The organism is Herbidospora sp. RD11066 (assembly GCF_054661255.1).
The window spans coordinates 120291-139283 of sequence record NZ_BAAGDO010000013.1 but is presented as its reverse complement, the minus strand read 5'-3'; the positions used below and the strand labels follow the sequence as shown (position 1 = coordinate 139283).

Genomic DNA, 18993 nt, shown 5'->3' with positions numbered 1-18993 from the left:
GTTGCCGCATGTGGACGATCGGCCAGCTCGCGCAGGCGACCAGAACGACCGTACGCGCGCTCCGTCACTACGACCAGATAGGTCTCCTGCGACCATCCGAACGGACCCGGAACGGCCACCGCCGCTACGGTCCAGACGATCTGCGGCGACTCTATCGAATTCGGGCGTTGCGGACCTTCGGCCTGTCTCTGGACGAAATCGCCGCCGCCCTGGAGACCCCCGCGTCGATGACCGTGCTCCTGCACGCCCATCTGGCCGCATTGGCCCGGCGGGCGGGCGAGATCGAGGCCCTGCGCACCCAGCTGACCAGGCTGCTCGACCACGACGACCCCTCCGACTACCTGAAAGCCCTGGAGATGATGGCCATGCTCGACTCCTACTTCACCCCCGAACAGCAGGACTCCCTGGCGGCCCGCCGCGAGGAACTCGGCCCCGAGGCCATCGAAACGGCCAAGAGCGAATGGCTGACCCTGGTCGAATCCCTCCTGGTCTGTGTACGAACCGGCACCGCCCCCGACTCCCAGGAGGCCCGCGACCTCGTGACCAGATGGGATGCGCTGGGCGCGGGCTTCCACGCGGGAGGAACGGGCACCGAGACGGCGGCCCGCCAGATGTGGGCCGACAAGAGCGAGGAGATCAGCGCCCGCCTGCCTTGGACCGCTGACGAGTTGCGCGCCCTGGTGACCTACGTGAACGAGGTCCGCACCCACCGCGACTGAGCCGGCCGGTTCGCGGTGATCTCCGCCGGGCCCCGAGCCCATGCCCGGCCCGGACGACCGGAGTGCCCGTGCGTGCGTAGCGTCTTTTAGGTGACGTATCGCCCATGGAAGACGTGGTCGGAGCGGGTTGTCGGTCGGCGTCGTTAGGGTGTTCGGGTGGCTTCCCCCGACGAGCTCGTCCCCTGGCCCGACATCGAGGCCCCCGACTGGGACGGCGAAGAAGAACCGCGCCTCGAGATGGCCCCCTGGGCCGACGAGACCCGGTTCACCGACCCCCATGACGTGCTGAACCGTGTGTTCGGCTACGCCACCTTCCGCGACGGCCAGCAGGAGATCATCGATCACGTCGTCGGGGGCGGTGACGCCCTCGTCCTGATGCCGACCGGGGGCGGGAAGTCGCTCTGCTACCAGATTCCCGCCCTCGTGCGGCCCGGGGTCGGCGTGGTGATCTCGCCGCTGATCGCGCTGATGCAGGATCAGGTCGACGCGCTGACCGCGCTGGGCGTCCGGGCCGGGTTCCTCAACTCGACCCAGGACATGGGGGAGCGGCAGGCCATCGAGGCCCTGTTCGTCGCCGGTGAGCTCGACCTGCTCTACCTCGCGCCCGAGCGGCTGCGGTCGGAGCAGACGATGAAGCTGCTCGACCGGGCCAAGATCTCGCTGTTCGCGATCGACGAGGCCCACTGCGTGTCCCAGTGGGGCCACGACTTCCGGCCCGACTACCTGGCGCTGTCGGCCCTCCACGAGCGCTGGCCCGACGTGCCGCGCGTGGCCCTCACCGCCACGGCCACCCCGGCCACCCACGCCGAGATCGCCACCCGCCTCAAGCTCGACGACGCCCGCCACTTCGTCGCCAGCTTCGACCGGCCCAACATCCAATACCGTGTCGTCCCCAAGAACGAACCGAAGAAGCAGCTCCTCGACCTGCTCCGCAACGAGCACAAGGGCGACGCCGGCATCGTCTACTGCCTGTCCCGCAACTCGGTCGAGCAGATCGCCGCCTTCCTCAGCCAGAACGGCATCGCCGCGCTGCCCTACCACGCGGGCCTCGACGCCCGCACCCGCGCCACCCACCAGGCGCGCTTCCTGCGGGAGGAGGGCCTGGTGATGGTCGCGACGATCGCGTTCGGCATGGGCATCGACAAGCCCGACGTCCGGTTCGTCGCCCACCTCGACCTGCCGAAGTCGATCGAGGGCTACTACCAGGAGACCGGCCGCGCGGGCCGCGACGGCCAGCCGTCCACCGCCTGGATGGCCTACGGCCTGCAGGACGTCGTCCAGCAGCGCCGCATGATCGACACCTCCGAGGGCGACGACGCCCACCGCCGCAGGCTCTCCAGCCACCTCGACGCCATGCTCGCCCTCTGCGAGTCGGTCGGCTGCCGCCGCGTCGGCCTGCTCGACTACTTCGGCCAGAAGGCCGAGCCTTGCGGCAACTGCGACACCTGCCTGACTCCACCCGAGTCCTGGGACGGCACGGTCGCCGCCCAGAAGGTCCTGTCGACCGTGCTCCGCCTGCACCGCGAACGCCGCCAGAAGTTCGGCGCCGCCCACATCACCGACATCCTGCTCGGCCGCGACAACGACAAGATCCGCCAATACGGCCACAACACCCTGAGCGTCTACGGCGTCGGCACCGACCTGCGCGAACCCGAATGGCGCGCGGTCATCCGCCAGCTGCTGGCCCTGGGCATCCTCGACGTCGAGGGCGGCGACTACCCCACGCTGATCCTCACCGACGAGAGCGCCGACGTCCTCAAGGGGCAGCGCACGATCAGCATGCGCAAAGACCCGGAGCGCAAGACCAAGGTGTCGGTGGCCAAATCGGCCCCCCAGGCCGCGGCCGACCTGCCCTCCGAGGCCAAACCGCTGTTCGAGCAGCTCCGCGCCTGGCGGGGGGCCACCGCGAAGGAACAGGGCGTCCCCGCCTACGTGGTCTTCCACGACGCGACCTTGAAGGAGATCGCCACCCGCCTGCCCTCGACCTTGGCGGAACTCGCCACGATCAGCGGCGTCGGCGAGAACAAACTGGCCAAATACGGCGAGTCGATCCTGGAGGTCCTGGCCGCGCAGGAGGTTGAACCGGCCGAGTAGACCAGCCGTTCCTGAGCGCAAGAGCTGCCCGGGCAGGCAGCTCTTGCGCCCGGCATCTGCCCGGGAGGCCGAACTGCTGCTTCCGCGCCAGATGGCACTGATGGCCGAGTGGTGCTAGGTGAATGCGCAGGTAACGCTCTTGGCGTCTTCCCGGAACTCGTCCCAGCTCACGACGCTTCCAGGAATCCCCTTCAGGACCTGTCGCGGCTTCAGGTTCTCCACGTCTTCCGGCGTGAACTCGACCTGACCGAAGATTCCCTCCTTGCCGTCATCAGGCCAGGCCTCCACGTGGTAGCGGATGCCTGGTTCCAGATGCGCCGAACCCTTTTCGATCTGCCAGGGATGCGCTGGAGAGTTCATGTCGATGATCTCGTACTCGGCCCCGCTGCCGACTTTCGGGTTGGCGTAGACGACGATGGTCTTCCAGGGATCCGGCTGAAGGATCGCCGCTCCCATCCTCGCGGGCCTGTCGCACCAGGCGACCGCTATCGCGAGGCCGCCGTCGTCGGTACGCGTGATCCCGATGGAACCTTCGATGCTGTTGACGCAGGCGGCCGTCGCCCCTATCAGCACCGCGACGAGGACCACGCGGGCCGGCTTCGAAGCTGATCGACCAACCCGCATCTCGTCCCTCTCTTGACCCCGTTCGCCATGATCTCGTAGAGCCAATCGATAGCCAATGTCATGCTGAGGTCAAGTACTGAAATATCCGGCCAGGCGAGATCAGGACGCGAACGGGGCGGGGGCGGGAACCCTGAGGCGGACCATCGATTTCAGCGTGTGGGCCTTGGGGGCCTGGCCGTGCTCGTCGCTGGGGCGCAGTCGGGGCAGGGCGACTCGTGCGGGCTGTCGAGCTCGTCGGTCCAGCCCGCGGTGTTGACGCCGGTGTACCTGATTCGGGTCGGGCGCTGGGCGAGTGCCGAAAAATCCGGCCAGGCAGGGCGAGGGCGGGAACCGAGGTGGGAGAGGGTCCCACTGGCTCATCCCCGCGCTTGCATCCGAACCTAGGCAAACGCCGAAATATCCGGCCGGAGGCCGGATCGCCCTGGCCTCCGGCTCACCCGGCTGCCCCGCCTGGCCGCTTCGCCCGACCCACGTGCCCAGCCGTCTTGCCTTGCCGCCTCGCATGGTCAATTTCTGCGGCCGCCTCGCATGGCGAACGTGCCCTGCCACCTCGCCTGGCTGCCTCGTCCGATCCACGTGCCCAGCCGTCTTGCCTGGCTGCCTCGCCTGGCCAACGTGTCCGGCCGCTTCGCCTGGCCAATTTGTGCGGCCGCCTCGGCTGGCGAACGTGCCTGGCGAAACGTGCCCGACCACCTCGTCTGGCTGCTCCGCTTGGCGAACGTGTCCGGCCATCTCGTCTGGCTGCCTCGCCCGACCCGCATGCCCAGCCGCTTTGCCTGGCTGCCTCGCCTGGCCAACGTGTATCGCGACTCGTACAGCTCACGTCGGCCTACCCGTCGCCCGGGGCCTTCGCCCGTTCCTCCGCCGTCAAAGCGCTCGGAACGGTTGGCCGCCGGGCGTCGACCGTGACGTCAACGCCTGACATGTCACGGTTCGGCCCGCGTGAATTCGTCCGCGATCGGAAACCGGCGCCCCCACAGGCCGGAGTTCCGGGGCGGATTACTGCTGGGCGAGGCGTTCGAAGAGCTCCAGGGCCGCGGCGCGGACTTCCTCCGGAGATACGCCCTCCAGCACCGATCGGGCCTGGTCCTCGTCTCGGGTGGTCGCGCACGTGATGGCCACGGAGGTGGCGGCGGCGTGTTCCAGGGTGCCCGCGGGCTGGTTGTCGGCCAGTTCGCGGGCGCTGACGGCGAGGTCCAGGATGTCGCGTGAAGTGCCCAAAGTGATCTCCTCGGCCAGTGGGGGGTTTGACGCCATTCTGCGGTATCCGTGCGCTGACGTTACGGAAATCCGTAAGGTCAGCGCGCCGAACTAGCTTACGGCGGGCTCCCGTGTCACTGACGCCGAGGTGGTGCTGAGGAGGAATTCGTCGACGACCAGGGTGGCCGCGCCCAGGGCGACGGCGTCGGGGCCGAGGCGGCCGAGCACGATCGAGGCGGTCGAATAGGGCTGGGTGAGGCAGTTCTCGGCGGCCTTCTGCTTGATCGTGGTGAGCAGGTGCTGGCCGAGGAGGAGACCGGCCCAGCCGCCGACGACGATCCGCTCGGGGTTGAACAGGTTGATCAGGTTGGCGAGGCCGGCGCCCAGGTATTCGACCGTTTCGTCGATCACCGGGGAGCCGGAGGTCACCAGGTCGGCGAACGCGGCCTGCTCGGTCGAGGTGTTGAAATCGATCCCGGCACGTTCCAGTACGGCCTCGGCACCGATGTAGGCCTCCAGGCAGCCGCGGCCGCCGCAGCGGCAGCCCCGGCCGCCGATGGCGATCTTGGTGTGGCCCCATTCGCCGGCGGAGCTGTTGGCGCCGCGGTAGGTCGCGCCGTCGGCGATGATGCTGGCGCCGACGCCCGAGCCGATCAGGGCGATCACCGCGTGGCGGGAGCCACGACCGGCGCCGAACCACATCTCGGCCTGGCCCATCGTCTTGGCGCCGTTGTCGATGTGGAGCGGGAAGGGGGTTCCGGCGCGCAGCAGGGTGCCCAGCGGGACCGAGTCCCAGCCGAAGGTCTGCGCGTGGATCATCGCCTCGGGGCCGCGCTCGACGATGCCGGGGACGCCCACGCCGATGCCGAGCACCTTCGACGGCGGCACGCCGCTGTCGGCCACCACGGCCTCGATGCCGGACAGGATGTGGCGGACCACGACGTCGACCTCGTGGGCGCCGGGGCGCAGCGCGAACTCGCTCTTGGCCAGTTCGTTCATGTCGAGGTCGAACAGCTCGACCCGCACGTGTGTCTCACCGACGTCGACGCCGATCGCGAAGCCGTAGGTCGGGTTCACGCGCAGCAGCACGCGCGGGCGCCCGCCGTCGCTGTCGACCAGCCCGGCCTCGACGATGATGTTGTCGGCGAGCAGGTCGCCGGTCACGTTGCTCACGGTCGCCGCGCTGAGCCCGGTCAGGGCGGTCAGCTCGTGGCGGCTCGTCGGGCCCGCGAAATAGAGAGCACGCAACAGAACCGCCCGATTCCCCCTTCGGAGATCGCGGACGGTACGTCGCTCGGGCCTCACCATGATCTTCCTTCCCCCACGTCTGCGCCCATGTTAGATCAGAGCCAAAAATAAGTCATCCTCCGTGGTCGGAGCGTTACCAATGATCCGTGGGTGACTTTTTTCAAGTTATAGACTATGTATTAGAGCAATCGGGTGTACCAGTGAAGGAGTGAGCGTGGCCATCGAGGTCCGCGACGGGGTGACCGTCATCGACGGCGAGCCGCAGGTGCTCGTAACGGCCGACTATCCGTACTACCGGGACGACCCCTCCGTGTGGCGCGACCGGCTCATCGCGATCCGCGACGACCTGGGCATTCACGTGATCACGTGCTATCTCCCGTGGCGGCACCACCAGCCGACGCCCGACGGCCCGCCCGACTTCGCGGGGGAGAGCCAGGGCAACCGTGACGTCGTGGGATTCCTGGCGCTGTGCCACGAGCTCGGCCTGCGGGTGATCGCCAAACCCGGGCCGTTCATCCACGCCGAGACCAACTACGGCGGTCTGCCCGACTGGGTGTGCCCGAGGAACAACGCGGCGATCGAGGCCGTGCTCGACTCCACCGGCAAGAGCTCCGACTGGCTCGGCGAACCGCTGCCCGCGCCGCTGGCGCCGCTGTTCGACGGCTGGGTCACCCAGTGGCTCAACGCCACCGGCAAGGAGGTCATCGCCCCCGCGACCTGGCCCAACGGCCCGATCATCCTGATGCAGATCGCCAACGAGGGCATCTACACCAACGGCGCGCTGCCGCTGAGCGCCTACGACTACAGCGCCTCGGCGCTGGCCTTCTACCGTGACCGGCTGAAGGACTGGTACGGCACCCTCGACGAGTACAACCGCGTCCACGGAACCGTTCTCACCGACTGGTCCGACGCCGAGCCCCCGAGGGAGTGGACGGGGCCTGCGCGATCGGAGGAGCTGCAGACCTACGCCGACTGGGGCCGTTTCCACGGCGAATACCTGGCCGAGGTCTACCACCGCTGGTCCGCCGCGGTCGACGCGCAGGTCCCGGTGGTCGTGAACCTCAACCCGCCCGCCGAGCACCCCCACTCGTTCGACGACTGGCTGGCCCGGGTCCGCCCCGAGATCTGGGACGGCATCAACTACGGTTTCACCAACTGGATGGGCGTCGTTTCGGCCAACCGCGACTCCCACGCCCGTTACGTGACGGCCGCCAAGCGCGCGCCGGGCCCGAACCTCGAGGAGAACTGGGGCTTCTCCAAGCTCTACGACCCCGCCTACGCCGACGGCGCGACCTCCTACCACCAGACGCTGCTCGCGCTGGCGGCGGGCGCGACCGGTTTCAACGTCTACACCGGTGTGAACACCGCCGGCTGGACCGACGAACTCGACAGCCTGCACGAGTCGCCCTACCCCGACTGCGCCCCCATCGACGAGCACGGCCAGGCCACCCCCAAGGCCCACACGCTGAAATCGATGTCCGACTTCCTGGCGCTGCACGGCGCCGAGTTCCTGGAGTCGCGCCCCGAGCGCGCCGGAGCCTACGGCCTCTACCTGCCCTACGCCGGGATCGCCGCCTTCTCGCCCGAAGGCACGGACGCCCCGCAGCTCGGCCGGTCCCTGCGCGCCTACCACGAGCGCTGCCGCGCCGACGGGGTCGACTACGCGCTGGTCGAACTCCAGAGCGCCACCGTCGAGAGCCTCGCGGCCCACGGGAGCGTGACCGTACCGGGCGGGCCGTTCATGCACCGCCACGTGCAGGCGCTGCTGGCCGCGCACCTCGCCGCCGGCGGCTCGGTCGTCGTCGACGGCCCGGCGCCGACCCTCGATGAGAACCTCCGTCCCTGTACGGTCCTCGCCGACGCCCTCTCCCCGGCGGAGGCCCCCGTGGCCTCGCGGATCCGGGTGACGAACGGCCACGCCGACGCCTACCTGCGCGTCCACCCCGAGCGGGACGTCGCCTACCTGACCGTGCTGACCCAGAGCGACCACGAGGGCGCCGTCTGCGTCGAGCTCGACGGCCGCCCGATCGAGCTGATCACGGCCAAGGGCGGCGCCGCGCTGCTCCGGATCGTCGACGGCGAACTCGACGACTTCCTGGTCAAGGGCGTCAACACCTACCTGGACTCGTCGGTCCCCGCCGGAGTGAAGTACGGCGACCGCATCCACATCGCCGACCACCCCGCCGACCTGGACCGGGTGAACGGGACGTTCCGGGTGAACTGACATGCTGTGCGGATGAACGATTCCGCGCTTGAACTCCACGGGGTGAGCGTCCGCGCGGTCGGCCGCGCGCTGGTCTCCGACGTGGACCTCACGGTCCGGCGGGGCGAGCACTGGGTGGTGCTCGGCCCCAACGGCGCCGGGAAGACCACGATGCTGTCGGTCGCCGCGGCCGTCCGCCACCCCACCTCCGGCACCGCCCACGTGCTCGGCAGCCAGCTCGGCAAGGTCGACCTGCGGGAACTGCGCCGCCGCATCGGCCTGGTGGCGGCCAGCCAGCGTCTGGTCGACGAGTCGCTGCTGGAGGAGGAGGGCGCGACCGCCCGCACGGTCGTCCTGACGGGACATTCCGGTACCAGCGCCCCCCTCTGGGATCAGTACGGCCCCGCCGAACGCGCCAAGGCCGACTCCCTCCTCGCCGACCTGGGCTGCAAGGACCTGGCCGACCGCCTGTTCGTCGTCTGCTCCCAGGGCGAACGCGCCCGCATCCGGGTGGCCCGCGCCCTCATGGCCGACCCGGAGATCCTCCTGCTCGACGAGCCCTTCGCCGGCCTCGACCTGCCCGCGCGCGAAGACCTGATCGAGGCGCTGGAAGACCTCGCCGCCCGCCCCGGCGACCTGACGACCGTGCTGGTCACCCACCACCTGGAGGAGGTCCCCGCGACCACCACCCACGCGCTGCTCATGCGCGACGCCCGGGTGCTGGTCGGCGGCCCGGTGGACGAGACCCTGACGGGCGACCACCTGAGCGAGTGCTTCGGCCGCCCGCTCAGGATCGACCGCCACGACGGCCGCTACTACGCCCGCCGAGGCTGAGCCGTCATCATCCGTGCGACGAGTGCGGTCCGGGAGGACACCCCGAGCTTGGCGAACACGTTCGACAGGTGATATTCGACCGTCTTCACGCTGAGCATCAGCCGCCGGGCGATCTCCTTGTTGGTCAACCCCGCCACCACCAGCCCGGCGACGGTGCTCTCCTGGGCCGTCAACTCGTCGTTCGACCGCCCACAGGCGGCCAACTCCTGCCTGGACCGTTCCAAGAACGGCGCGGCGCTGAGCGCCCGGAACCCTTCGCAGGCGGTTCTGAGATGGGCCGCCGCATCCGTCCGCCGCCCCGACCTGCGCAGATGCGCCCCGAAGGCGAATTCGGCCCGCGCCCGCTCAAAGGGATCAGGCGTGTTCAGCGCCTCCTCGAACCGCACGTTCGACCCTCGCGTGCGGTCGCCCTCGCCGATGCCGGTCAGGAGATCGGAGAACGGCAGAATGCCCGGCGGAATCGACGGTCCGCCTATGCGGCCTCGGGAGCCGAATCCGGTGACGGGCGAAATTTCTGGATGTGGGATTTCCTGTTTTCCTTCGACCAGGTCGGCGAAGGCCGCCGCCGACGTGAGGAACGCTTGCGCGAGGCCGCTCACCGGGCCCCAACTCGAGATCAAGGCTCGGGCCGTGCCGAGATCGCCCCGGGCCGCGTGGACCATCGCCTGGGCCGCCACCGTGAAAGGGGCCGTCCAGGTTCCTCGGGTGCGTGAAAGCGCGTCATCCCAGGCCCCCGTGCGCACCTCGGCGAGACAGCGGATCGCCTCGGCGACCTCGCCGGAGATGCCCCTTACGTCAGAGAGTGCCCCGGCCGCATCGCCGGTCCACAGGCGTACGGCGGCCCGGCCGGTGAGGAAATCGGTTTCCTCGGGCGAGGCCACGGCGGGGTCCGGCAGGCGGGTCTCCAGGGCTCTGTCCGATTGTCCAATGGCGAACAGGGCCACCATCCGGATGAAACCCGCCCCGGCGCCCGATGCGCGGAGCGACCACTGGTGTCCTTTCGTCCAGAGTCCGTTGGACAAATACAGGCGGGCCAGTGCGGTCGCCACCGCTCCCTCGAAGGCCGGTTCGCGGTGGAGCCAGGCGATCTCGAGCAGAGCCCGCGCCCGGGTCCCGTCGCCGCAGGCGTCCTCGACGATCCCCGCCGCGAAGGCCCGTGCGCCCTGGTGGGGGTTGGGTTCGCGGGAGAGTTCGGCGGCGCGGCAGGTCTGACCGGCGAGGAGCAGCGCGTGCACCGCCTCGGCCCGCAGCACCCCGCGTTCACGAGCGGAGACGGCCAGGCGCGCGGCCCGCTCGAAGTGGTCGGCCGCCGCCGCCTGGTTTCCGGCCGCCGCCTGCTCCCGTGCGAAGGCGGCCACCTCTCCGGCCAGATTGTCGTCGGCCCGGGAGACCGCGCCGACCCGGTGCCGGAGCCGGGCTGCCGGGTCGGGGCAGATGCCGGCGGCGTCCAGGTGCCAGCGCGCGCGTTCGAACGGGCGCAGGCCCTCGTAGACGGCCGCCCTGGTCAGCGGGTCGGGGAAGGCCACCAGCAGGTCGCCGCCGCCGACCCGGGACACCAGCAGCCCGGCCGTCACCGCCTCGTCGAGCAGCAGGATCGCGTCACGCGTCCCGGCCAGGCGTTCGGCCTGCCAGAGCGGGCACTCCTCGCCGAGCACGCTCGCCGCCCGGACCAGCGCGCGGGTCTCGTCGGGGAGCGCGGAGAGCCGGTCCTGGACGTCCATCGCATAGCCGCGCGGCGCGGGCAGGAAGCCCATGGGGTCGGCCAGCACCTCCGGCGCCTGCCGGAGCAGCGCCTCAGCGTGCAGCGGGGAGCCGCCGGTGTGGGCGCGCAGCCGGGCCAGCGCCGCGGCGCCGAGTGGTGCGGGGCAGACGTGCGCGGCGAGTTCGCCCAGTTCGGAGACGCTCAGGCCGGTCAGCGACAGCCGGGTGGCGTCCCGGAACAGGCGCCGCAGGCCGTCGGGCGGTTCCTCCCGGGTCACCACGACGACCAGCACCCTCCCGGTGTGCAGGCGCCGCAGGGCGAAGGCCAGCGCCTGCACCGACGGGGTGTCGGCCCACTGCGCGTCGTCGACCACCAGCGCCACGGGCTCGTCGGAGGAGGTGAGCACGCTTAGCAACCGGGCGCCCACGTCTACGGGGTCGCCTGACGGCTCGTCGTGGAGCCACTGCTGGGCGAAGCCGTACAGGAAAGAGCTTTCGAGCGGATCGCCGCTCGCGGCGAGCACGCTGAACCCCTCCAGCGCACCTCTGACCAGGGCGGTCTTGCCCACGCCCGCCGGGCCGTCGACGAGCACCAGCACCGGGGACCCCGACCGGGCCCGCGCGGCGCAGGCGCCGAGGACGGCCCGCTCGCGGTCGCGCCCGACGAAGACGCCCCTCAGTTCCGACACGATTGTCACGGAAGGTAGGAGGCCGCCCACCCGATCCTGATACCTACTCCCGGTCACCGAGTTTCCCCCGACGCGGCAATCGTGATCGCTCGTGGCTGTTGCGGGTCGTTGAGTTTCGCTGGGAGGAGCTTCGGGCGGTGGGTCCGATCGGAATGCCCGGTCCCCGGGTTTCGGCCGACGTGGCCGGCTGATCGTTTGTGCCCGCGCGGTTCGCCCCAAGGAAGGCCGGGCGGCAGAGCTCGTGCCCGCCAATTCGCCTCAAGGAAGGCCGGGCGGCAGAGCTCGTGCCCGCCCAATTCGCCTCAAGTGAAGAGCGGGCGACTTATTCCGGGTCGCCGAGTTTCGAGCGAAGTGACTTCAGGCAGCGGGCTCGGGTCGGGCCGATGCTGCCGACCGGCATGTCCAGCTTCGCCGCTATCTCCAGGTAGCTCGGCGGCGGGGTGCTCGACAGGATGCGGAGCAGGTCGCGGCAGCGCTGGCCGAGCTGGTCGAAGGCGGCGAGCAGGCGGGTCGCGCGGTCGGCGTCGAAAGCGGCCTGTTCGGCGTCGAGGAGGACCTGTTCGGGGGTGCGGTCGGGGGAGCGAACCTCGCCGAGGAAATCGTCGCCCGCCGGGGTCACCCGGCCCGCCGCCTTCGCCACCCGCAGGGCCTCACGCCGGGCGGTCGTCGCCAGCCAGCCGCCGACCTTGTCGGGCTGTTCGATGCGGTCGAGGCGTTCGGCCAGGCGTAACCACGCCTCCTGGACGACGTCGCGCCGGTCGTCGTCACCCAGGCCGAACCCGGCGGTCACCGCCCACAGCAGTCCGGTGAAACGTGCCACGAGAGCGTTCCAGGCCGCCTCGTCTCCACCGGCGGCCCCCTTGACGAGGTCGGCGACGTCCATGAAGTGTCCTCCTCCGCCGACGCCATCTAACACCGATTCCAGCCGGTTCGACACCCGATATGGCGGTCCGCCACAGGAGGCTGGAATCACCGATTTCCCTGCTGTCACAGGGGTTTCGCGCGCATGGCACGCGACATTCTGGAATGATCGCGTCGTTATACCGTCGGACGCCGAGATTGATGGTTCCGTATGCCTGCATTCGAAGAGCTCACCGGCTGGGTCTCCGCGAACCCCGTGGGCGCGGCGATCATCGCCGTCTTCGCCCTCGTGGCCCTCGTCATCCTGCTCTATGTCTTACGCGCCATCTGGCGCGGAGCCGGTCGGATCTGGCGCAATTACGTGGCGCCGCGGCCGACAGAAGACATCCTCACCGTCGTCGCCGCGAGCATCGCCACCGGTGTGTCCGCCCAGGGCATGTGGCAGTTCGCCGGAGACGTCCTCGGCTTCGACGGCCCGCTGCGGCTGCTGCTCTTCGCGTTCATCGAGGTCGCGGTCATCACGAGCGCCGTGCGCGCCCGCCGCAACATGCGCGAGAACTACTCCGCCGGCATCGACGGCCTCGCCGTCTGGGTGCTCACCTGCCTGTCGGCCGTGCTGTCCGCGATGGACGCCGCCAGCGTCGCCGAGGCCGTCTTCCGCCTCGCCGCCCCGCTGGTCGCCGCCTGGCTGTGGGAGCGCGGCATGGCCATCGAGCGGGTCAAGCTCACCGGCCGTCACCGCATCCACTGGCGCCTCACCCCCGAGCGCGCGATGGTCCGCCTCGGCTTGGCCGAGTCGAGCGACCGCACCGCCAGCGACGTCGACGCCCACCGCCGCCTCACCCGGGTCGCCCTGGCCGCCAAGCGCGCCCGCCACCTGCGGGAGACCGGCGCCTCGCAGCGCCGCATGCGCACCGCGCTGGCCCGTCTCGACCGCGCGATGGACCAGGCCGTCGAGCACACCGGCCTGGCCAACGACGCCGAGCGCCAGGAGGCGCTGCTCTCGCAGATCGGCGCGCTGTTCAACACCAGCGCCCTGCTCGACCTGCACCCGCCGGTGCCGTGGGAGCCCGAGCCCCCGCAGCCGAGCATCGCGATGCGCGCCCTGCTGGCCCCCGCCGACGAGGAGGACGAGCTCCGCCGTCCCACCGCCTCCCCGGCCGACGTCATGCAGCGCTCGTCGTGGATCAAGGCGGCCCGCGCCTACTGGGACCAGGCCATCGAGGAGCGCTTCGTGCCCCGCGCGGCCGACATCGCCCGCGAGACCGGCGTCCCGGTCGACATGTGCAAGGAGTTCCGCTCCCTCTGGAAGCTCGAGGCCAAGGCCCACGCGCTGATCGAGGCGGCCTACCTGGAGCACGGCATCGTCGACACCGGCCAGTTCCCGGTGATCCCCCCGGCCGAGAAGGTCCTGTCGGTCAACGGCAGCCACGTCGGCTGAGTCTTCGCAGTTCGGGGCCCCGCTCTTCGGAGCGGGGCCCTTTTTCTTCCGGTACGTCTTCGCGGCGTAGATTCGCGTCCATGAGCAACCTCGAAAGCGACCCCCGCGAGGCCGAATGCGGCGGCGAGGGCCCGGGGCGGGCCCCCGAGCTGCTGACCGGCCGTGACGTCGTCCTGGGCGGGACCCGGGGGATGAAGGTCACCCGCACCCTGCCCACCTCGGGCCGCCGGATGGTCGGGGCCTGGTGCTTCGCCGACGCCTACGGCCCCGAACCGGCCGCGATGACCGTGCCGCCGCATCCCCACACCGGACTGCAGACGGTGAGCTGGCTGGTCGAGGGCGAGGTGCTGCACCGCGACACGCTCGGCAGCGAGCAGGTGATCAAGCCGGGCCAGCTCAACCTGATGACCGCCGGGCGCGGCATCGCCCACTCCGAGGAGTCCGACTACGGGCGCCTGCACGGCGCCCAGCTCTGGGTCGCCCTGCCCGAAGGCGCCCGGCACGGGGCGCCCGCCTTCGAGCACCACCCCGTGCTGCCCGCGCTGACCGAGCCCGGCTGCTCGGTCACCGTTCTGCTGGGGGAACTGGGCGGGCTGACCTCGCCCGCCACCGCCCACACGCCGATCGTGGGAGCGGAGATCGTGGTGACCGGCCCGGCCCGGCTGCCGCTGAATCCCCAGTGGGAATACGCGCTGCTCGCGCTGTCCGGGACCGCCGAGGCCGAGGGCATCCGGCTGGCACCGGGGCCGATGCTCTATCTCGGTGCCGGAGGGACCGCGCTGAACCTCGACGGCGACGCCCGGCTGCTGCTGCTCGGCGGGGAGCCGTTCGAGGAGCGCATCGTCATGTGGTGGAACTTCGTCGGGCGCTCCCACGACGAGATCGCCGAGTTCCGGCGCTCGTGGGCCGGCGGCGGGTTCGGGCCGGTGCCCGGCTACGACGGCGACCCTCTCCGGGCGCCCGAGATGCCCTCTTTGCCGTTGAAACCGCGCGGCCGGGTGCGCTGACCTGGGTAGGTCTCCCGTATGGGGGAGATCGTCGGGACACTCGTGTCGGTCAATGTCGGGCTGCCGAAGGACGTGCCGTGGGAGGGGCGCACCGTCCACACGGGCATCTGGAAGTCCAGCGTCGACGGGCCGCGGCGGGTGCGCAGGCTCAACATCGACGGCGACGGCCAGGGTGATCTCCACGGCCACGGCGGGGAGCAGCGGGCCGTGCTGGTCTACCAGCTCGACTCCTATGACCACTGGCGCCGTCATCTCGGGCGCGACGATCTCGTGCACGGTCACTTCGGGGAGAACTTCACCGTCGACGGCCTGCCCGACGACCAGGTCTGCATCGGTGATCGCTACCGCGTCGGGACGGCCGTGTTCGAGGTCACCCAGCCCCGCGTCACCTGTTTCCGGGTGGGGATGCGGCTGGGCGTACCCGAGATGGCCTCTCTGCTCGTCGGCCACCGGCGGCCCGGGTTCTACCTGCGGGTGATCACCGAGGGCGTCGTGGAGGCGGGCGACGAGATCGAGCGGGTGTCGGCCGGTGCGGGGGCGGTCTCGGTCGCCGAGGCCGACGCGCTCCTCTATCTTCCGGGGCCGCGCGATCCCGCCCGGTTGCGGGCGGCTGTGGACAATCCGGCGCTGAGCCCCGGCTGGCAGGGGTCGTTCCGCGACCTGCTCACGGCCGGGCCCGTCGCGCGGCCCGCGTGGGCGGGGTTCCGGTCGCTGCGGGTCACGAAGGTCCGGCGGGAGAGCGAGGACACGATGTCCTTCTACCTCGCCCCCGCCGACGGTTCCGCGCCGCCCGTGGCGCTGCCCGGCCAATATCTGACGGTACGTGTGCCCGACGGCTCGGTCCGGAGCTACTCGCTGTCGCTTGGATCGTCGGGCTATCGAATCACCGTGAAGCACGAACCGGGCGGTGACGTCAGTGGATACCTCCACTCCCAGGTCGCCGAGGGCGACTCCCTGGAGGTGGCCGCGCCCCGGGGTGAGTTCACCCTGGCCGACGCGTCGTCGACGGTGGTGCTGATCTCGGCCGGGATCGGCGTCACGCCCGTGCTGGCCATGCTCCACTCGCTCGCGGAGACGGGCACTGGGAGGGGGGTCTGGTGGGTGCACGTTACACGTACTGTCAGATCACAGGTGTTCGCCGCCGAAGTGAGGGCGCTGCTCGGCCGGATCCCCGGCGCGCGGGAACGGATCTTCCTCACCGCGCCCGATCCCGGCGACCCGCTGCCGCCCCACGGAGAGATCGGCAGGCCAACGGCCCAGAGCCTGGCCAAGCTGGGGCTGCCCGCCGACGCCGACGCCTATATATGCGGGCCTTCGGGTTTCATGGGCGCGATGACCGACGCGCTGGTCGGCGCCGGGCTCGCGGCCTCCCGGGTGCACACCGAACTGTTCGGGGCGCTGGCCTCTGTCAACCCCGGTGTAGTGGGCCAGACGCACCGCCGGCCGCATCCGCCGGCCGTCCAGGGTGACGGGCCGGAGATCACCTTCGCCCGCAGCGGGCTGACCGTCCGGTGGAGCGGGGAGTACGGCAGCCTCCTGGAGCTGGCCGAGGCCTGTGACGTGCCGGTGCGCTGGTCGTGCCGCACGGGGGTGTGCCACACGTGCGTGACGGGGGTGCTCGCCGGTGAGATCCGCTATCGGACCGAACCGCTGGAACCGCCCGCCGAGGGGGACGCGTTGATCTGCTGTTCGGTGCCCGTCGAGGAGGGGCTCGTCCTCGATATTTAGTTACGTCCTGAGACCAAGACCACACAAGTGGTGAAATTTCGGTCTATGGAAGCACGGGAATCTTCTCTTCTGCCCTTCCCGCCACACGGTTAAAACCGTCCGGCTCTATCAATTCGCTAAGTAAGGTCCGTGTCACCTTGCGGTTATGGTCATTGGGCGTTCTCTGTGACTACTTTCGGTGGGCGATATACCACGGAAAGTAAGGGGGAGCCGTGCCAGACCTGACTCTCACTCGACGTGTCGAGGGCGCGATGGAGGGGGCCGCAGTGCGGCTGCGCGCCTTCGCCGACCGTCACGAGACGCCCAGTCCCTGCCTGCTCATCGATCTACCGACACTCGAGTCGACCTACCGCGCCATGAGTCTCGCGTTCCTCGGAGCCGAGATCCTCTACGCGGTCAAGGCCAACGCCGCACCCGGTGTCATCACCACGCTCACCCGGTTAGGCGCCGGCTTCGACGTCGCCAGCCTCGCCGAGATCGAGCTCTGCCTGGCGCGCGGGGTGCCCGCGTCCAGGCTGTCGTTCAGCAACCCGGTGAAGAAGCGCTCCGACGTGGCCGCCGCCTACGAGCGCGGAGTGCGTACCTTCGCCTTCGACAACCCCGGCGACCTGCGCAACATCATCGTCGAGGCGCCCGGATCGAAGGTCTTCTGCCGCATCCAGGTGACCCCGCCGGCCGCCGCGATGCCGTTCGGGGCCAAGTTCGGCTGCGCCGAGGAGGCCGCGCCGGAGATGCTCGCCGAGGCCGCCGACCGCGGCCTGCGGCCACAGGGTGTCACGTTCCACGTCGGCTCCCAGCAGCGCAACCTCGCCGCCTGGGACGCCGGCATCGCCGCCGCCGCGAAGATCGCACGACTCCTCGAACCCGAGGGCGTGCGGCTGCCCGTGATCGACATCGGCGGGGGCTTCCCGATCTCCTACCGCGAGCGCTCGGCCGAGCCCGAGGAGTTCGCGCGGGCCGTCGACCTGTCGCTCGCGCGCCACTTCGAACCCCGTGACCGTCCGCGACTGATCATCGAGCCGGGCCGATCCCTCGTCGGCCCGTCGGGAATGATCCGCGCCGAGGTCGTGGCCGTGCGCGGCGGGGTTCCCGCCGACCCGCGCCGCTGGGTGTTCCTCGACGTCGGCCGCTACAACGGCCTGGTCGAGACGGAGAACGACACCATCGCCTACCGCATCCACGCCCCGGCGGGCTTCGGCCCCGACGGGCCCGTCGTGCTGGCGGGGCCGACCAGCGACGGCGACGACGTGCTCTACAAGCGCACCGACTACGCGATGCCGCTGTCGCTGGCGCCGGGCGATCCGATCGAGATCATGGACGCCGGGGCGTACACGTCCAGCTACTCCTGTGCGGCGGTCAACGGCCTGCCCGCGCTGCCGACCTTCTGCGTGCCGGGCTGATGACCATGACCGCGCAGATCGGCCGCTTCAGCGGCATCCACGTCATCGTCGAGTTCGAGGACGCCGACCCGGCGCTCCTCGACGACGAATCACTGTTACGCACCCTCCTGCCCAGGGCCATGAAGGAGTCCGGGGCGACCGTCATGGAGGTCGTCTCGCACCGGTTCGTGCCCCAGGGGGTCACCGTCCTCACTCTGCTGGCCGAGTCGCACGCCTCGATGCACACTTATCCCCAGCACCGAGCTGCGTTCGTCGACGTTTTCACCTGCGGTGACCGGGCCGACCCCCGGAAGGCCGTGAGCGTTCTGGCCGCCGAGCTGTCCCCCGGCCGGGTGACGACCAGGATCATCGGCAGGGGAGGCCAGCGAGTGGAGGTCCCGCTTTGATCGAGTACGACGGTCACCTGTGGATCGACGAGCCGACGACCCGTGGCATGCGCCGATTGTGGCGAGTCGAGGCCGTCCTCCACGAGGAGACCACCGAGTTCCAGGATGTCGTCGTCGCCGTCACGGAACAGGGCGCGAGCCTGTTCTGCGGCGGCGAGCGGCAGTCGACCGAGTTCAGCCAGCTCGTCTACCACGAGGCCCTGGTCATCCCGCCCGCCCTGCTCGCCGACCGGCTCGACCGCTGCCTGGTCATCGGGTCGAGCGAGGGCGTGGCCTGCCAGATCCTGGTCGCCGCCGGCGCCCAGGTCGTCGACCACGTCGACATCGACCGCAGGGCGGTGCGCATCTGCGCCGACCACCTGCCCTACGGCTACACCGTCGCCGAGCTCACCACGGCCGAACGGGCCACCGGCCCGATCAGGATGCTCTACGAGGACGGCTACGCCTTCCTCGAGTCGGCGGCCGGCTACGACGTGATCGTGGTCGACCTGCCCGACGAGAGCCCCGAGGGCGACGCGCAGCACGACCGTCTCTACGGAACGGCGTTCCTGGAGATGTGCCGCAAGGCTTTGGCACCTGGGGGAGTGGTGTCAACGCAGGCGGGGTGCATGACGATGTGGCGCAACGACACGCTGCGCCGTTCCTGGGAGCGCTTCACCCAGGCGTTCCCGTCGGTCGTCTACTACGGCTCCGACGAGCACGAGTGGGCGTTCGTCAGCGCCCGAGCCGACGACCTGGCCGACCCGGTGGGCTTCATGCGCGAACGACTGGCCCGCCTGCCCTACCGCCCCGTCTCGATCGACGACGCGGCGCTGACCGGCAACACCGTCCCGCCCCGATCGCTGCGGGGCTGAGACG

General features: G+C 70.4%; 15 protein-coding genes. 10 read left to right on the top strand and 5 right to left on the bottom strand.

Annotated elements, in window-relative coordinates; genetic code table 11:
* Positions 1-8: 8 nt before the first annotated feature.
* Positions 9-719 carry a MerR family transcriptional regulator gene (locus ACYQ78_RS35760; protein ID WP_459805404.1) on the top strand — a complete coding sequence of 237 codons (711 nt, stop codon included), beginning with the start codon at positions 9-11 and terminating at the stop codon, positions 717-719.
* 156 nt (positions 720-875) lie between these two features.
* Positions 876-2813 carry a DNA helicase RecQ gene (gene recQ / locus ACYQ78_RS35755; RefSeq protein WP_459805403.1) on the top strand — a complete coding sequence of 646 codons (1938 nt, stop codon included), beginning with the start codon at positions 876-878 and terminating at the stop codon, positions 2811-2813.
* Between the two features lie 114 nt (positions 2814-2927).
* Here the strand turns inward: recQ and ACYQ78_RS35750 are convergent, their stop codons facing one another.
* The 3 genes from ACYQ78_RS35750 to ACYQ78_RS35740 form a co-directional block, all read right to left on the bottom strand.
* Positions 2928-3401: a hypothetical protein gene (locus ACYQ78_RS35750; RefSeq protein ID WP_459805402.1), complete on the bottom strand. Its 474-nt coding sequence runs from the start codon at positions 3399-3401 to the stop codon at positions 2928-2930.
* A 1035-nt stretch (positions 3402-4436) separates the two neighbouring features.
* A complete protein-coding gene (locus ACYQ78_RS35745; protein ID WP_459805401.1) occupies positions 4437-4658 on the bottom strand; it encodes a hypothetical protein in 222 nt (73 codons plus the stop codon).
* Between the two features lie 90 nt (positions 4659-4748).
* Positions 4749-5885, bottom strand: a complete 1137-nt coding sequence (locus tag ACYQ78_RS35740; RefSeq protein ID WP_459805400.1) for an ROK family protein — start codon at positions 5883-5885, stop codon at positions 4749-4751.
* Between the two features lie 214 nt (positions 5886-6099).
* Here ACYQ78_RS35740 and ACYQ78_RS35735 point away from each other — a divergent pair, with 214 nt between their 5' ends.
* Together ACYQ78_RS35735 and ACYQ78_RS35730 are read left to right on the top strand one after the other, a co-directional pair.
* Positions 6100-8109, top strand: coding sequence for a beta-galactosidase (locus ACYQ78_RS35735; RefSeq protein ID WP_459805399.1), 2010 nt, complete (start codon positions 6100-6102; stop codon positions 8107-8109).
* A 12-nt stretch (positions 8110-8121) separates the two neighbouring features.
* Positions 8122-8922 carry an ABC transporter ATP-binding protein gene (locus ACYQ78_RS35730; protein ID WP_459805398.1) on the top strand — a complete coding sequence of 267 codons (801 nt, stop codon included), beginning with the start codon at positions 8122-8124 and terminating at the stop codon, positions 8920-8922.
* Here ACYQ78_RS35730 and ACYQ78_RS35725 read toward each other — a convergent pair.
* The gene (locus tag ACYQ78_RS35725) at positions 8904-11312 is read right to left on the bottom strand and encodes a helix-turn-helix transcriptional regulator (RefSeq protein ID WP_459805397.1); all 2409 of its coding nucleotides are present in this window, start codon (positions 11310-11312) and stop codon (positions 8904-8906) included. The two genes, ACYQ78_RS35730 and ACYQ78_RS35725, sit on opposite strands and share 19 nt — an antisense overlap.
* A gap of 322 nt (positions 11313-11634) precedes the next feature.
* On the bottom strand, positions 11635-12195 hold the full coding sequence (locus ACYQ78_RS35720) for an RNA polymerase sigma factor (protein ID WP_459805396.1): 561 nt from the start codon (positions 12193-12195) through the stop codon (positions 11635-11637).
* A 189-nt stretch (positions 12196-12384) separates the two neighbouring features.
* Here ACYQ78_RS35720 and ACYQ78_RS35715 point away from each other — a divergent pair, with 189 nt between their 5' ends.
* The 6 genes from ACYQ78_RS35715 (at position 12385) to ACYQ78_RS35690 (ending at position 18989) form a co-directional block, all read left to right on the top strand.
* Positions 12385-13614 carry a hypothetical protein gene (locus ACYQ78_RS35715; RefSeq protein ID WP_459805395.1) on the top strand — a complete coding sequence of 410 codons (1230 nt, stop codon included), beginning with the start codon at positions 12385-12387 and terminating at the stop codon, positions 13612-13614.
* Between the two features lie 80 nt (positions 13615-13694).
* On the top strand, positions 13695-14621 hold the full coding sequence (locus ACYQ78_RS35710) for a pirin family protein (protein ID WP_459805394.1): 927 nt from the start codon (positions 13695-13697) through the stop codon (positions 14619-14621).
* Positions 14622-14639: 18 nt separating this feature from the next.
* Positions 14640-16349 (top strand): MOSC domain-containing protein, encoded by a 1710-nt coding sequence (locus tag ACYQ78_RS35705; RefSeq protein WP_459805393.1) that lies wholly within the window; start codon positions 14640-14642, stop codon positions 16347-16349.
* A 212-nt stretch (positions 16350-16561) separates the two neighbouring features.
* Positions 16562-17749, top strand: coding sequence for a type III PLP-dependent enzyme (locus ACYQ78_RS35700; RefSeq protein ID WP_459805392.1), 1188 nt, complete (start codon positions 16562-16564; stop codon positions 17747-17749).
* Between the two features lie 5 nt (positions 17750-17754).
* Positions 17755-18135, top strand: a complete 381-nt coding sequence (speD, locus tag ACYQ78_RS35695; RefSeq protein ID WP_459805391.1) for an adenosylmethionine decarboxylase — start codon at positions 17755-17757, stop codon at positions 18133-18135.
* A complete protein-coding gene (locus tag ACYQ78_RS35690) occupies positions 18132-18989 on the top strand; it encodes a spermine/spermidine synthase domain-containing protein (protein ID WP_459805390.1) in 858 nt (285 codons plus the stop codon). Before speD ends, ACYQ78_RS35690 begins: the two co-directional genes overlap by 4 nt.
* Positions 18990-18993 lie beyond the last annotated feature (4 nt).

Coding starts and splice junctions, on each gene's coding strand:
- ACYQ78_RS35760 (WP_459805404.1), top strand. CDS start 9: ATGTGGACGATCGGCCAGCTCGCGCAGGCGACCAGAACGACCGTACGC.
- ACYQ78_RS35730 (WP_459805398.1), top strand. CDS start 8,122: ATGAACGATTCCGCGCTTGAACTCCACGGGGTGAGCGTCCGCGCGGTC.
- ACYQ78_RS35720 (WP_459805396.1), bottom strand. CDS start 12,195: ATGGACGTCGCCGACCTCGTCAAGGGGGCCGCCGGTGGAGACGAGGCG.
- ACYQ78_RS35715 (WP_459805395.1), top strand. CDS start 12,385: ATGCCTGCATTCGAAGAGCTCACCGGCTGGGTCTCCGCGAACCCCGTG.
- ACYQ78_RS35710 (WP_459805394.1), top strand. CDS start 13,695: ATGAGCAACCTCGAAAGCGACCCCCGCGAGGCCGAATGCGGCGGCGAG.
- ACYQ78_RS35705 (WP_459805393.1), top strand. CDS start 14,640: ATGGGGGAGATCGTCGGGACACTCGTGTCGGTCAATGTCGGGCTGCCG.
- speD (WP_459805391.1), top strand. CDS start 17,755: ATGACCGCGCAGATCGGCCGCTTCAGCGGCATCCACGTCATCGTCGAG.